Annotated in this window: 10 protein-coding genes; 3 read left to right on the top strand and 7 right to left on the bottom strand. The window is 51.3% G+C overall.

The genetic code is table 11. From position 1 onward, the window contains the following. Positions 1-236: 236 nt before the first annotated feature. The 4 genes from ABYT30_RS03385 to ABYT30_RS03370 all read right to left on the bottom strand — a co-directional run bounded on the left by ABYT30_RS03385 (position 237) and on the right by ABYT30_RS03370 (position 6,573). Positions 237-1,451 (bottom strand): CaiB/BaiF CoA transferase family protein, encoded by a 1,215-nt coding sequence (locus tag ABYT30_RS03385; protein WP_373095216.1) that lies wholly within the window; start codon positions 1,449-1,451, stop codon positions 237-239. Positions 1,452-1,627: 176 nt separating this feature from the next. After that, entirely contained in the window at positions 1,628-2,755 is a 1,128-nt protein-coding gene (locus ABYT30_RS03380) for a MaoC family dehydratase N-terminal domain-containing protein (RefSeq protein ID WP_373077568.1), read from the bottom strand. 14 nt (positions 2,756-2,769) lie between these two features. Next, on the bottom strand, positions 2,770-4,335 hold the full coding sequence (locus ABYT30_RS03375) for an acyl-CoA synthetase (protein WP_373077571.1): 1,566 nt from the start codon (positions 4,333-4,335) through the stop codon (positions 2,770-2,772). Positions 4,336-4,605: 270 nt separating this feature from the next. After that, positions 4,606-6,573: a pyrroloquinoline quinone-dependent dehydrogenase gene (locus ABYT30_RS03370; RefSeq protein WP_373077574.1), complete on the bottom strand. Its 1,968-nt coding sequence runs from the start codon at positions 6,571-6,573 to the stop codon at positions 4,606-4,608. Between the two features lie 563 nt (positions 6,574-7,136). On the opposite strand from ABYT30_RS03370, the gene ABYT30_RS03365 reads away from it, so the two are divergent. The 3 genes from ABYT30_RS03365 to ABYT30_RS03355 all read left to right on the top strand — a co-directional run bounded on the left by ABYT30_RS03365 (position 7,137) and on the right by ABYT30_RS03355 (position 9,611). After that, entirely contained in the window at positions 7,137-7,943 is an 807-nt protein-coding gene (locus ABYT30_RS03365; RefSeq protein ID WP_373077577.1) for an IclR family transcriptional regulator, read from the top strand. Positions 7,944-7,992: 49 nt separating this feature from the next. Next, entirely contained in the window at positions 7,993-8,295 is a 303-nt protein-coding gene (locus ABYT30_RS03360; protein ID WP_373077578.1) for a DUF1330 domain-containing protein, read from the top strand. 65 nt (positions 8,296-8,360) lie between these two features. Next, positions 8,361-9,611: an MFS transporter gene (locus ABYT30_RS03355; RefSeq protein ID WP_373077580.1), complete on the top strand. Its 1,251-nt coding sequence runs from the start codon at positions 8,361-8,363 to the stop codon at positions 9,609-9,611. 4 nt (positions 9,612-9,615) lie between these two features. Here the strand turns inward: ABYT30_RS03355 and ABYT30_RS03350 are convergent, their stop codons facing one another. The 3 genes from ABYT30_RS03350 to ABYT30_RS03340 form a co-directional block, all read right to left on the bottom strand. After that, positions 9,616-10,542 (bottom strand): SDR family NAD(P)-dependent oxidoreductase, encoded by a 927-nt coding sequence (locus tag ABYT30_RS03350; protein ID WP_373077581.1) that lies wholly within the window; start codon positions 10,540-10,542, stop codon positions 9,616-9,618. Positions 10,543-10,674: 132 nt separating this feature from the next. Next, positions 10,675-11,841 (bottom strand): MaoC family dehydratase N-terminal domain-containing protein, encoded by a 1,167-nt coding sequence (locus ABYT30_RS03345; RefSeq protein WP_373077584.1) that lies wholly within the window; start codon positions 11,839-11,841, stop codon positions 10,675-10,677. A 47-nt stretch (positions 11,842-11,888) separates the two neighbouring features. Continuing rightward, the gene (locus tag ABYT30_RS03340) at positions 11,889-13,490 is read right to left on the bottom strand and encodes a hypothetical protein (protein ID WP_373077585.1); all 1,602 of its coding nucleotides are present in this window, start codon (positions 13,488-13,490) and stop codon (positions 11,889-11,891) included. Between the last annotated feature and the right edge of the window lie 419 nt (positions 13,491-13,909).

The raw sequence follows: 13,909 nt of genomic DNA, 5'->3' as shown, positions 1-13,909 counted from the left end.
TTGCGCTGGGCCGGCGTCAGTACCGTCACCCTTCATACCCACGCCGGGATCGTTAACAATTATTTTTGCGCCCCGCGACGCAAGCAATAAGGCATAACTGCGCCCCAAGCCGCGACCCGCACCGGTGATTACCGCGACGCGATCGTCGAATCTAAGTTCTGCCATGGGACTCTCCTTTTGCACTATTCTCATTTTTAACTCAAAACTTTAGCACGGCCACTAAGCCTGCCCAGCAGTCATGCGATGACTTTGGCCCTGCGCAACGCCGCTATTTGATCACCGCTTAAACCTAACACGTCCACCAATATATCATCAGTATGCTGGCCCATTACCGGTGGCGCAGTCGGCACCGGCTGTTTGGCACCGGGAAATTTAATCGGACGATTTACGATTGGAATCTTACCAAGGGTTTGGTGTTCTGTTTCCACCACCATCTCACGTTCAACCGCCTGCGGCTGCGCCAATGCCTCAGTGATACCAAGGATAGGTGCATGGGGAACCTGGAACTCTGTAAATAGCGCAACAAGTTCCGCCACGGTTTTTTGCCGAGTAAATTCGGATATTAACTCATTAACAAGCGCCCGTTTGTCGCGGCGTTTTTCAATGGTATTGAAGAGTACGTCATCAATGCGCTCGGGCATGCCCAGCGCCTGACAAATTCGCGTCCAAAAACTATTGGTTAAACAGGCGACTATAATTGAACCGTCTTTTGCAGGAAAACTGCCATAGGGCACTAAATTTGGATGCTGGGAGCCTTGGGCCTTGGGGTCTTCTCCGGTAAAAAAGGCGAGCTGGGCGAGGTAGCCGAGCATGCCCATCATGCCATCAAGCAAGCTGACATCAATCAAGCGACCACGACCCGTCACACTCCGCTCGTGGAGCGCTGCCAAAATGCCTATTGGGCCATTGATGCCACCGACCAAATCACCGAGTGGAATTCCCAATTTGGTGGGCATGCCACCGGGTTCGCCATTAACGCTCATAGCGCCGGACAAGGCTTGCAGTACAATATCAAAGGACGGTAAATCCTTCAGCGGTCCGGTCATGCCAAAGCCGGAGATAGCGCAATATATTAGGCGCGGATTAAGCGCAGACAAAGCGTCGTAACCGAGACCAAATTTGTCCATCACGCCGGGCCGATAATTCTCAATGAGAACGTCACATTTACTGGCGAGGTCGCGCACCAAGCTCACCCCAGCCTCAGTTTTTAAATCGACGACAATGCTTTTTTTACCGCGGTTCACGCTGAGATAATAGTGGCTTTCACCATCGCGAAACGGCGGAAATGAGCGAGTTTCGTCACCTGTTTCCGGCGGTTCAATTTTAAATACTTCTGCGCCGAGATCGGCAAGTGCCAACGCAGCGGACGGTCCTGCTAAGACCCGCGTAAAATCAAGTACCCGAACCCCCGCCAAGGGGCCCGCCCAGTTTGCTGCGTCAGTTTCTTGCATAGAAAAATCGACCTACGAAAAATAGCGCTAAACGCTGTTTATCAAAACGTGATCTTATTCATTATCGTCACGGTCTTATAATGCAAAAAGGATGGCACCAATGCTGGAGCCATCCTGAATTTTGTGTCGCTGGCCGTCGCACTTTACAGCGAGCGGCCAGCTATTGCTCAGGCGACTTAACCGCGGCTGGGCAGCTCTACAATGGCCGTACCAGCAGCTGACAACTCATCACGCGAGGTCATTGCTTTTTGGCTAATCTCAACCAAGTACTTACCGTCTTCAACGTACTTGCGAGTAACTGTACCGTCGATGAAGATTGCATCACCCTCTGGGTTATGGCGGCGGATCTGGCACTTGCTCTGACGCAGGAAGCCATCGTCACCCATCCAGTTAGTTAGCTGGTGAGTTAGCCATGAGCAGCGCTCTGGGCCGTAATCGTAGGCACCAGGTGCGCCAACTTCCAATGCGAAATCTTCGTCCCAATGCACACGCTCTGGGCAATCGGGCACATTGAAGCGGTTTTTAATACCCAGCCCTGGGTGCGCTTGCTGCATTTTCCACGCAAGCTTGTTAGCGCGGATATAAAGACCACCCCAACCCTGTGCGTAGCAAATGAAGCCAGTAACCGTCATTGGCCCTTTCATCATGCGCGGCAGTGCTTCGCCTTCTTCTACATCTTCCCAGAAACGGGGAGTTGCGCCACGAATTTTTTCAGCGGCATAGATCTTAGAGAACTCAGCCAATTGCTCTTCAGTATACGGCTCAACACGGCCGCGCGCTTCGGTGTACTTGGTGCCGCGCTCACGAGCTTCGTCACGGTCAGTACGGAATACCCAGCTATCAGCTTCAGCAACTTTATCGCCATGCTGGTTAAAGAAATCAACGTGGTAGATTTGCTGGATTGAACGACCGGCAAACTTAGTTTGATGCTCTACCAAATCTTTTAAATAGGCTTCAGTAGTAATGGTGTCATTACGCAGTACTGGTTTGTGCCAAGTCCAATCTGCACCGGCCCACATAGCGTGAACACCAGACAAACCACCACAGTAACCAGAGATAATACGGCTATTGGTGAACAAGAAGCTTGGTAGTGCAACAAGGCTACCGTACTTAGTTTTTTCTGCGTAGGCAGGATCATTCCACAGTGGGTTATCATCGCCGATACCGTGGGCATAGTGACGAATCGCATCGCGAGTCGCTTCGTAGTTCCACGGCTCAATGGTGTCTGTGATTTTTACACCGATACGCTTACGCAGGTCTTCAAGACCTTTCTCGGTGATTTTAGGAAAACGGTTCTCTGACATATATTTCTCCTCAGTTAATTGCCGGCCGCAGCCGCTTTCGCAGCTTCACGGTCACGCAGGACCTTGCGGTGAACCTTGCCAGCCGGCGTCTTAGGAAGCTCACTCACAAATTCGACAAGACGCGGAAACTCATGCTGAGCAAGACGCTCCCGCGTAAAATTTTGTAACTCTTTAATATATTCGTCACTACCTTTGCGGTCGGTAACGACAAATGCTTTTACAACTTGACCACGTGTTTCATCAGGGACACCGATGATGGCGACTTCTTGTACATCGTCATGTTTGAGCATGGTATTTTCAATTTCTACCGCGCTCATTGTCCAACCTGCAGAGATAATGACGTCATCTGCTCGGCCGCAGTGATATAGGTAGCCGTCTTGGTCAACCCGCGCTAAATCTTTGGTGGTTTCCCAGTGGTCGCGTTTCCACAACATCAGTTCGCCCACTTCGTCCGCACTTGTCTGTGTGCCATCAGCGCGATGCACTTCCAGTTTTAAGCCCGGAATGGGTTTACCCAGCGAGCCTGGCCGCACTTCATAATCTTCGGCACCGGGGAAGTTAACTAATACAACCCCAATCTCCGTGGTGCCGTACATGCTGCAAGCCGGAACGCCAAATGTTTCACCGATAAAATCGAGAGTTGCTGTGTCACATGGCTCGCCGGTAAAAGATAACTTCTTGATGGCAAATTTAAAGCCACTGCCTTGCGCGGAATTACGCATCATTCGATAGTGCGTTGCAGCTGCCGACATATTGGTAATCTTATAATCTTGCATGGCCTTCATTAATCGCACGGCATCAAAACGGCCAGCAAAAGTACCGGTGGTCACACCCATTCCGAGGGGCGCCAAAGTCCCATGCCATAAACCGTGACCCCACGCCGGCGACGACGGGCAGAAAAACTCGTCGCCGGGGCGAATGCCCGTGCCATATAAGGCGGCATACATCAGGGTAACCAAAGACTTGTGGGTATGCTTAACAGCCGCAGGCAATTCTCGGGTGGTACCAGAGGTGTACTGAAACACCGCCAAGTCATTGGCCTTGGTCTTGGCATCGAACGTCTTGGGGAAGTGGCTAATATCGTCGAGCAAACCTGCATCGGCCACGACAACACGTAAACCGTCGACCTGATTGGCCACCTCTTGCTTTTCTTTATTGGTAATTAACAAACTCGGTTTGCAATCATCAACCCGCAGCCGCAGACCATCTAGGCCAAATAAAGTAAACATTGGCACACTGATGGCACCCATCATCATCGCGCCGAACAAACTTACATAAAAAGGCAGCGATGGCTCCAGCATAAAGGCGATGCGGTCGCCCGGCTTAATGCCGTTTTCAAGCAACCAATGGGCAAATTGCGCAGAGGCCGCAGCAATTTCGTCAAAACTCAGAATTTCATCACTGCCGTCGGCGTGAGCGATACGCACAGCGGTACGACCAGAACCATCCGCATGGCGAACCATACATTCATGGGCGATATTAAAATATTCGCGATCGCCATCGAAGAGATCCCACAGGGCATCAGAGTTCGCATGCGCCAGCGCATCTGCGTAGGAGGTGTAGTCTGTGAGTTTTGCCATTATTTCACCGCTGCCTTCAACATTTCCTCAGAGGCGAAAAAGCGTCGCCAAAGCTGAGCCAGTACAATGCCACAGCTAAAATTCATTGTAAATACAGAATAGTATTTTATATATAGAACAAACGGCGTTATAAAATTGGCCCACGCGCCACATTAAGGACACACGCAAATCCCGCAGACTGAGAGCAGCCGCAGCGCTTAATCGAGAGTAGAATCAAAAAAGGAGAGGACAGCCGAGGGACAGAATCACCCTCGACTGTAGGCGATGGAATTACTTTTTCAGTTTATAGGCAACAACTGAATCACCCATGGTCGCACCATACATACTGTGACCACCGGCCGTAATAACAATATATTGCTCGCCACCCACTTCATAGGTAACGGGTACTGAATTACCGCCAGCCGGTAAATCAGCGGACCAGACCACTTCACCGGTTTTCAGGTCAAAGGCGCGAATCATGTCGTCGAGAGTATAACCAATAAAGACTAAACCACCTGCAGTAACCAGAGGACCACCGGCACCTGGCGTACCTAACTCCATTGGAATTGGCACTGGCATCAACTTCTCGATACTACCCAGCGGTACATCCCAAACGATTTCCTTTTTCACAATATCAATGGCGATCAAGCCGGCCCATGGTGGCGAAGAACACGGCGCACCCAATGGCGATAGCAACGGTTCAATCTGGGGAACATAGGGGGAGCCTTCAACATCAAAGGTCATCGCCAAGCCCTCAACTTTCTGAGGGCCTTTTTTAAGCACGGCTTTCTCTCTAGGAATTAATTTCATTACTGTTGGTACGCGATTCGACGGCACCACCATAATGTGACTCACCGGATCGTAAGCTCCGCCGCCCCAGTTTGGACCACCACCCATCGAGGGTGAAAAAATCGTGCCCTTCTCACTGGCCGGCGTGTAAATATCGCCGTAGTTCAATGCCTCAATTTTGCGCTTACATAGCCATTTATCAACGGGGGTAAAGCCCCACGCATCGTCGGGCGAAAATCCGTGCTTAACCGCTGTGGGCATGCCAACTGTAAACGGCTGAGTTGGCGACAGAACCTCGCCAGCTACTTTGCCGTCCTGCGGCACTGGGCGCTCTTCAATCGGTACCAAGGGATTCCCAGTTGCGCGATCTAACACAAAAATAATACCCATCTTCGTGTTTTGTACCAGCGCGGGCACCATCTTACCCTCGAAGGGATAATCGATTAGCAGCGGCGCCGAAGGCACATCGTAATCGAACACATTGTGATGCACTGACTGGAAATGCCACACCACTTCGCCGGTACTCCCGCGCAAGGCCACGGTCGATGTTGTGTAGTTGTTGTCACCAACTCGGTCGCCACCGTAGAAATCGCTAGAGGAACTCGTCGTTGGCAAATACACCAAATCGAGGTCATTGTCGTAAGACATAGATGACCACACATTGCCCTGCCCGAAGTTATCAGTGCCCTTAGCCCAGCTTTTCATTGCGGGATCTGATTCACTGCGCGGCACTGGGTCAAACTCCCACATAAACTGGCCCGTGCGAGCATGGTAAGCCATAACACGACCACTGGGCGCACCGACGCGCTGATTATCAGCTACCGCAGAACCCACCACCACGACATCATTAATCACGGCAGGATCTGAGGTCGCCATAACCTCACCAGGAAACAACTCAGGCTTGCTCGGCGGAATTTTCACCACGCCATTCTCGCCAAAATTCGCGCAGGGCTTGCCGGTTTTAGCGTCGATAGCTAGCAGGCGATAATCTGCAGTACCCAATAAAATTCGCGATTTACAGCTGGTATTCTCGTCCGCAGTTTTATCAACCCAGTGGCCGACACCGCGACACTTGCGCATACCAATATTATTTTCATCCAGCGGATCTTTGGGATCAAAGGTCCAACGCTGCTTGCCGGTAGCCGGATCTAGAGCAATGATTCGGCGCTTAATACTGCACACCACTAAATTGCCTTCAATCATGCTTGGCTGATCTTCGAAGGCTATTAGTTTTCCCGTCATGTCTGCTGGCGGCAAATCACCGGTATGGTATTCCCATGCCTTGTCTAATTTGGCCACAGTTTCGCGATTAATCTGCGTCAAAGGCGAATGCTTTGATGAACGATGGTATTGTTCTTTTGTTGAATCTCCAGCCAACACCAGCGGTGCTGCTGCAACAGCTGCCAACACAAGGCCGCACTGCAGCATTTTCCCAAACGGGAAAATAGAAACGCTATTTTTTGTATTCATATTAACCTTTCTTATCGTCAAAATTATTTTATTACTTCAGAAAGCACCTAGGCATTAACGACTAAACACCCAGCACCAAAACCGCTAGCATCACACTTAAACACCTACGATACAGCGCGTCTCGACATCACACCGCCATAACATCGACATCCTGTGCATTCAATTATATGAACCACATAGTTTCATAAGTATTAGCTTATTGCAAGACTGCACCCAGCGCATTAGCAGCACACCTCACCCCAAAAGACCGGCCCAACAAAGAAAACCCTGTGGCGGTTCGACCTTAATTTCCATCATAGAATTAGGCCAAATTTTGCTGTAACACAGGTGCTGACAGATTAAAAAAGAAGCGCTAAATAAGATAATGATGACCCAACGGGATTTTTACTGTAAGCAGTTACGCTCAGTTAGGCAGTGACTTAAACTCGCCTTCTGTTTCATAATGTCGGTTTACGAATATGATAACAGCGCGATAGCCGGTCACTTGCCCACAAGTTTTTCAACCGTCGCTCGTCACCACACATAGATAGGCCACGTCGCGCTAGATAATAACGAGTACGCTAATGACCAATGAAATGAAAGCAGCCTCACCAATGAAAGGCGACCTCGCCAAAACCATTAAGGAGAGCAAGGCGCCTGCTATTTCCCGCGCTGCCGCAGTATTACGGTTGCTAGGTAAAAGTGATGTACCACTGGGCTTGCAAACCATTGCCCGCACACTGGAGCTTGTTCCCAGCACTTGCCTCTATGTTCTACGCGCCTTGGTTGCTGAAGAATTTGTTTCCTTTGATCCCGACACCAAGCGCTACGCCTTAGAAGCGGGCGTCCTCACACTCGCCAGACACTGGCTTAGACGCAATCAATTTACCGACTACGCCCAACCGGCCCTAAATAGCGTCAGCCAACAGTTTGATGTCACCATGTTGGGCGTACATATTGTTGGACTGGATCACATCATCGTTGTTGCGACCTCTCAGTCTGGCAATAATTTTCAAATTAGCGCCCAGATTGGCAGCCGCTTCCCCGCACTGATCAGCGCTACTGGCCGCTGCATTGCCGCCTTTGGGGACTACGACGAGGCCGAGATTGAAGCCAGATTCAAAACCCTGCGCTGGGACGAGCCGCCAACCCTGGATGAGTGGAAGGCGCAAGTTGAACAAACCCGACAACAAGGTTTTGCGATCGATTCGAGTAATTACATTTCTGGCGTGACCGTACTCGCCGCCCCCGTATGGAAAAGCCGCGACAAACTCAGCCACGCACTGGTTGCAATCGGCATTGGCAGCGCCCTGAAACGCAATGGCCTACCCGAATTACAAGATGCACTACTCGCGGCGTCGCAAGATCTAACCAACAAACTATGCGGCTAAGTAATTAAGTTCATTACCCAACATTGATATTTTTGCAGAGGATCCAAGTATGCCAGCTTATATGATTTTTACCCGCGAAGGCGCCATTCACGACCAAGCCGCGATGGACGAATACAGTCGCCGCAATCAACAGCACGCCGCGAGTTTCGTCAGCGACTTTCAGTTTAAACCGCTGGTTGTCTACGGCGCGCTAGAAACCTTAGAGGGCGAGGCTCCAGACGGCGTGGTCGTTTTGCAATTCCCCAGTAAGGAACTGGCCAAAGCCTGGTACAACAGTCCAGCCTACCAAGACGCGCTGCAATATCGCCTAAAAGGCGCCAACTACCGTGCGATTATCGTTGAAGGTCTGTAAGCGCACCCCAAAAACATCGCGATTAAGCAACCATGCTTATTCAAGGACTTCCATAAGGATAATAAATGAGTCTCTCTAAAAATGGTGTCAGCGAATGGCGCGGGTTTTGGTTTTTACCCCTTGTCGCCGCTCTCGGTTACGCGACATCGGTATTGCATGTCTATTCCTTTGGCCCCTTTATCGGGCCCATTCAGGCCGAGTTTGATTGGTCGCGGGCGCAGGTATCTTCTGGCATTTCCATAGCGGCTTTTCTCAGCGCCATTTTTTGCATTCCGGTCGGCATGCTAATTGACCGAATCGGACCCCGGCGCGTCGGTTTATTTGGCGTACTCGCCATGAGCGGAACCGTCGCCTTGCTCAGCACGGCTACCGGCGAACAGGGCAACTGGGTCTTGATGTGGGCGGTGGTCGCCTTTGGCACGCTTTGCGTACAAGCCACCGTTTGGACCACCGCAGTGAACAGCCGCTTTGAAGCATCCCGCGGTATGGCATTAGCCGTTACGCTGTCGGGTGCCTCTTTTGCGGCAACTTTATTTCCGCTCCTCGCCACATGGCTAATCGAAAACTACGGCTGGCGAAATGCCTTTACTGGCTTAGGCGGTATTTGGGCAGCACTGGTATTTCCCATTCTGCTTTTTTCTTTTCGCGGTGCGCAGGATGTAAAAATAGTCACGACAAACGGAGAAGTAAAACCCGAAATCGTACTCACCGGTCTAAGCTTAGCCGAGGGCTTGCGCTCCCCCGCCCTCTACAAACTTGTACTCGCAAGCGCCCTGTTTGCCTTCACCGCCGTGGGCACCATTGTGCATTTTGTGCCAATACTCACTGATCGCGGCGCCGAACCGTTGGCGGCTGCGGGTATTGCCTCTCTCATTGGGGTATTTTCAATATTTGGTCGCCTCGGCACCGGCTTTTTACTCGACCGCGCCCCCGCCCACATTGTTGGTGCCTGCGTGTGCTTAATGCCTATTGCCGCCAGCGCGCTGCTCATCATTGATGGTGCCAGCGCCGTCAATCAAATACTTGCTGCAGCTATTTTTGGTTTAACTTTGGGCTCAGAGGTTGATGTCATCGCCTACTTAGCTGCGCGGCATTTTGGTCTTAAAAACTTTGCATCACTTTATGGCGCGCTAATCATGTCCCTCGCGATAGGCACATCATTCGGGCCAGTGAGTGCCGGCGCAGTATTCGACCAGTATGATAGCTACGCACCATTCTTGGTGTTCACCGCGATTATTATGGCGGTGAGCTCGATTAGCATCCTCAGCCTTGAACCCTTTGGGCGCAAGGCTAAAACCATTGTCCATACGCCCTGATAAATCAGGGCTTAGCTACCATCGCTTTATTCGCCATCTCAAAACTATAGCGAATATGATCAACATGACCCGAGGGCACAACAGGAAAAACCAGCGGCTCATCAGAATTGCGAATAGCCGCCATTTGCTTGGCGACATCCGCTATAGTCCACTCCCCTTGGTAAACACCTTGGGTTTCAGCTACGTAGGCCTTGGCCACCCGCCCAGCAATAGACACCAACATCTCGCCGGTAATACTGCAGTCTTCGTGTGCTAACCAGCCAACCACTGGTGCAACCAAATCCGAACCCATCGGCGGGTAGGCGGAAATGTCGATACCTTCTGCCATGCGTGTTACCGCCCCGGGAACGATAATATTGCATTTCACCCCTTCGGCTTCGCCCTCTAGCGCAGCGACATTATTTAAGCCGATCATACCGGCCTTAGACATACCGTAATTCACCACATTATTGTTGCCGTACAAGCCACCAATTGATGAGGTTAGAATAATTCGCCCATAACCCGCTGCGCACATTATTGGAAAGGCGGGACGCACCACATGGAACGCACCGCGCAGATGCACGTCGATCACCGCATCAAAATCTTCATAAGACATATCTTTTAAAGAACCGGGACGAACATTACCGGCATTGTGTATCAAAATATCTACACGACCGTAATTGCATATCGCTGCATCAATTATCGCCTTGCCACCCTCGGCGGTCGCTACCGACTCGGTACAAGCAACTGCTTGGCCGCCGGCCGCAATAATTTCGTTCACCACACTTTGCGCAGGGCCAACATCCACCCCGTCGCCGGTCATGCTGCCGCCCGGATCATTAACAACAACCTTGGCACCCTTCGCCCCCAACAGCAGCGCATAGGCGCGACCTAGGCCGCGGCCGGCACCGGTAATAACGGCAACACGATTATCGAATCTCATTTCTGTCATTGTCATTCTCCAGAGCATCTTGGTAAAACAAAAAAGCCCTCAGGCAATACTTGCTAATTTAGCAAGCTACACAGAGGGCCTTAATGCTAAGCAATGAACACCTAGCATTGCTGGTAAGCAAATTACCGAAAATTACTTTTTAGGCAATTCAATTTCTGCTTTTGCGGTAGCCATTGTTGCGCCCAGCTGATTCTTCATTTTGCAATCAACCTGCACGATATTACGACCGTCTTCATCGACCAATTTATCGACAACAGTAGCCGTCATATAGGTAGCGTCACCGGTAAAGGCTGGCCCACGATACGCTGAGTTACAGTGCACGACCTGGCCCCACTCACCAGCCCAACCAGCCAAGTAGTCAAGAATCCACGCACCCATTGACGCGCCATAACCATAGCCACGCGGCATACCGATTTTACGGGCAAAACGCGGGAATAAGTGGCCACGTGAAGGACCAAAATAGGCGCCATCAGTCCACTCGGGATTGTCTTTTTCCATCACTGGATCATTTTCATGACCAGCCATCTCTTTGGTAAAGCCCAGCGCTTCCATGTCCATACCCGGACGATGAGTACCGCCCCAAATAGTAAACAAATACGCACGCCACTCGGTCGTAAAGCTGGCAATGGAATGGGGACCAATAATGCGCACAGGCAGGTCGTCACCGACCGTTATGTCATCCCAGTAGCGCTTGCTGTGACCTAGGTCATGCATCATCTTAATAAATTCGTACTTCTTGTCCTCAAGCTCTGCGAGCTGCTCATCCGACCACTCTGGATCGTCGGGGGAACCTTCAATAGACCCCATTTCTAGTGCGAGATCAGCGCGGTAGCGAATCGCCGTTGAACGCTGCTTGGCGATAAAGTCGCCATCTTGGTTGTAATAGTTATTGTCGCCACGCTGGAAACAGGTAGGGCCAGCAAACTTGGTGTCCTTAACCGAAAAGTCGTAAGGCACTTTTTCATTGGTGATCATATCACCGCCAAAAATACGCGGACCGTAGAACCACCACTCATCGCCACCGAAAATCAAATGGGAGTCGGGAATACAACCGACACAGGCTGGGCCCGCGCCGTGACCATCATCGGTAGCAACGGCAAAAGACTGAGGGGCGACCAAACGACCGTAGCGACCGGCTTTTGCGTAGTCGTGATCATAGTGCAATAAGTTCGAGTAATGCATGGCCTGCACCCAGCGCCGAAAATCATTATTGTGCAATGGCTCCTTCATCCGCGCAGGCGCGATCGGTTTGCCCATTAAATCTTCTAACGCTGAACAATCTAGTGTCTTATCAGTCATGTCTCACTCCAGTTATATATTTTATTCGAGCCGCAGCTTAGTCTCGGCTACACGTGGCTTGGATGCAGCGCCAGCACGCTACCCTCAGCGTCTGCGGAAAGATAAAGCGTGCCATCCGCGCCCGCGGTAATACCAGCAAACGGCCCCATGGGCCCAGACAGCGGCGGAATTGCCTGCAGAAATTTCGGTGTTACGCCCGCTGGTGCACCAACGGGTAATCCAGAAGCCAGAATACGGCGACGGCCACTGGCCATATCAAACTCGACTAAGGCCTTGGCACCAACGTCGACGATATAGAGCTTTTCACCCCGCACCAAAATACCCTGAGGCTGTTGTAAACCGTCAACGATCGTTTCACTGCGCCCAGCAATTAATTTCACTACGCGGCCGGCACCTTCTTCACTCACTAAACAACGGCCATCGGAATCAATCGCTATTCCCATCGGCTCTTGCAAACCGGAGGCTAAGACGTCGACATTACCCGACTTAAGGGATAGAACACGGCCGCTGCCAGCATCGGCAAACAGCACAGCACCACCAGACGTAATCGCGACGCCGTATAAGCGCTCAAATCCTTCTGCAAGTACTTCACTCTCTTGCTTAGCGGGCCGCCAACGCGCCACTTGCCCGTTGGCCGTGGTCACGACATATTCACCATGCCCTGCCGCGGCAACCCCGCGGGTGTAGCCGGGGAATCCAGGTGAAAACAACATGCTTATAATCTGCAAGCCGCCACCGGGTATTAGGGTGTAGGTAAAGCCACCATCGGCCACAAAGAGCTTACCGTCATCCCCCATGGCCAAGCCCAAGGGCCAATTCAGTCCGTCTGGCACCAGAGATTTAACCTTACCTGAAGCCAGCACTTCGTTTATTTGGCCGGAAATACTAGAGACAAATAGGCGCTCGCCAACGAAGGTTAAATTATCCAAACCGGGCGCAATATCAGCCAAGACTGTACGCTCGCCATTAGCAGGGTTTATGCGCAAGACTTGGCCGCTAGCGACTTGGGTAGAGACGATAAAACCTTGGGCATCAAATTTAACGGCGTCAGGCACCCCTAAATCACGAGCCACCACTTCAGGCGCACCACCCGCTGGGTTCACTCGCCAAATTTCATTGGCACCCATTACCGGGAAATAGAGCATGCCGTCTGGACCAACTTCCATCGCGTTGGGCATGGGCACGCCCTCGAGAATAACCCGCGGCGCTCCGCCATTGAGATCCAATTCCATGATGCGGCCATCAGGGCGGCACTCACCAGCGAACAAACGATCTTGGTACATGGTGATTGGGTTAGCGCAGGGCATATCGCCGTTTATTACCCGAGTCCGGCCATTAGGCTCGCGAACACTAACCCGACCTTCGGTAATTTCGGTGGCGTAGAGATTGCCCTTAGCGTCGAACACCAAGTCATCGGGCGCAACGATATCGCCTCCCATGGGGCTAATCGTTTCCACAAGACCGGTATCAACATTAACCGCACTAATTTGGCTGCCTGACACCTGCGCCACATAGATTCGGCCATCTGCACCAGTGCGAATGCCGTTGGCGCCAAACAAACGACTGGGCTGAGTAAGGCGTTCTAGTTTCCAGCCTTCCGCTAACGTCGCGCTACTCGGACCGGCATACCGGCTATTATTTTCTTTCATTATTATCTTCCCCACCACTTACGCCAAAATACCCGCCACCTAAAATACTGTTAGGTCAATCGACTATGATCATAGCAGGAGACAGTTGACGCCTGATCTCATCGCAATAGACAATAGGCCTGCAATCTTAATAATAATCACCCCTGTTGATCAATGAATTTAATATGTCCAGATGTATAGCTAAGGACAAAAAGCTATCGATCCCCTATTTTATGAGCTAATTATCGATAAAAGCATTATTTGTACGTACAACTACTCAACGCTGCTGTTGAACTATACCGCGCCCAGCGCTATGCTTACAAGGCTAGGCAAGCTCGGTTTGAGCAATACTCAACTCGGTTACTGCGCCGCCGGAATGCGCAAACTGAAAGAGAATTCAGCCCTGCTACGACTCGAGTACCTAACCGTCCAATAGCTGG

The organism is Zhongshania sp., assembly GCF_041623545.1.
Taxonomy (GTDB): Bacteria; Pseudomonadota; Gammaproteobacteria; order Pseudomonadales; family Spongiibacteraceae; genus Spongiibacter.
Note: the sequence above shows the minus strand (reverse complement) of the source record. Positions and strands in the feature narration are given on the sequence as shown.

What these genes read in the sequence shown, in the direction of transcription:
- ABYT30_RS03385 (WP_373095216.1), bottom strand. Translation starts at nt 1,451, where the DNA reads ATGCAAGAAACTGACGCAGCAAACTGGGCGGGCCCCTTGGCGGGGGTT.
- ABYT30_RS03380 (WP_373077568.1), bottom strand. Translation starts at nt 2,755, where the DNA reads ATGTCAGAGAACCGTTTTCCTAAAATCACCGAGAAAGGTCTTGAAGAC.
- ABYT30_RS03375 (WP_373077571.1), bottom strand. Translation starts at nt 4,335, where the DNA reads ATGGCAAAACTCACAGACTACACCTCCTACGCAGATGCGCTGGCGCAT.
- ABYT30_RS03370 (WP_373077574.1), bottom strand. Translation starts at nt 6,573, where the DNA reads ATGAATACAAAAAATAGCGTTTCTATTTTCCCGTTTGGGAAAATGCTG.
- ABYT30_RS03365 (WP_373077577.1), top strand. Translation starts at nt 7,137, where the DNA reads ATGACCAATGAAATGAAAGCAGCCTCACCAATGAAAGGCGACCTCGCC.
- ABYT30_RS03360 (WP_373077578.1), top strand. Translation starts at nt 7,993, where the DNA reads ATGCCAGCTTATATGATTTTTACCCGCGAAGGCGCCATTCACGACCAA.
- ABYT30_RS03355 (WP_373077580.1), top strand. Translation starts at nt 8,361, where the DNA reads ATGAGTCTCTCTAAAAATGGTGTCAGCGAATGGCGCGGGTTTTGGTTT.
- ABYT30_RS03350 (WP_373077581.1), bottom strand. Translation starts at nt 10,542, where the DNA reads ATGACAGAAATGAGATTCGATAATCGTGTTGCCGTTATTACCGGTGCC.
- ABYT30_RS03345 (WP_373077584.1), bottom strand. Translation starts at nt 11,841, where the DNA reads ATGACTGATAAGACACTAGATTGTTCAGCGTTAGAAGATTTAATGGGC.
- ABYT30_RS03340 (WP_373077585.1), bottom strand. Translation starts at nt 13,490, where the DNA reads ATGAAAGAAAATAATAGCCGGTATGCCGGTCCGAGTAGCGCGACGTTA.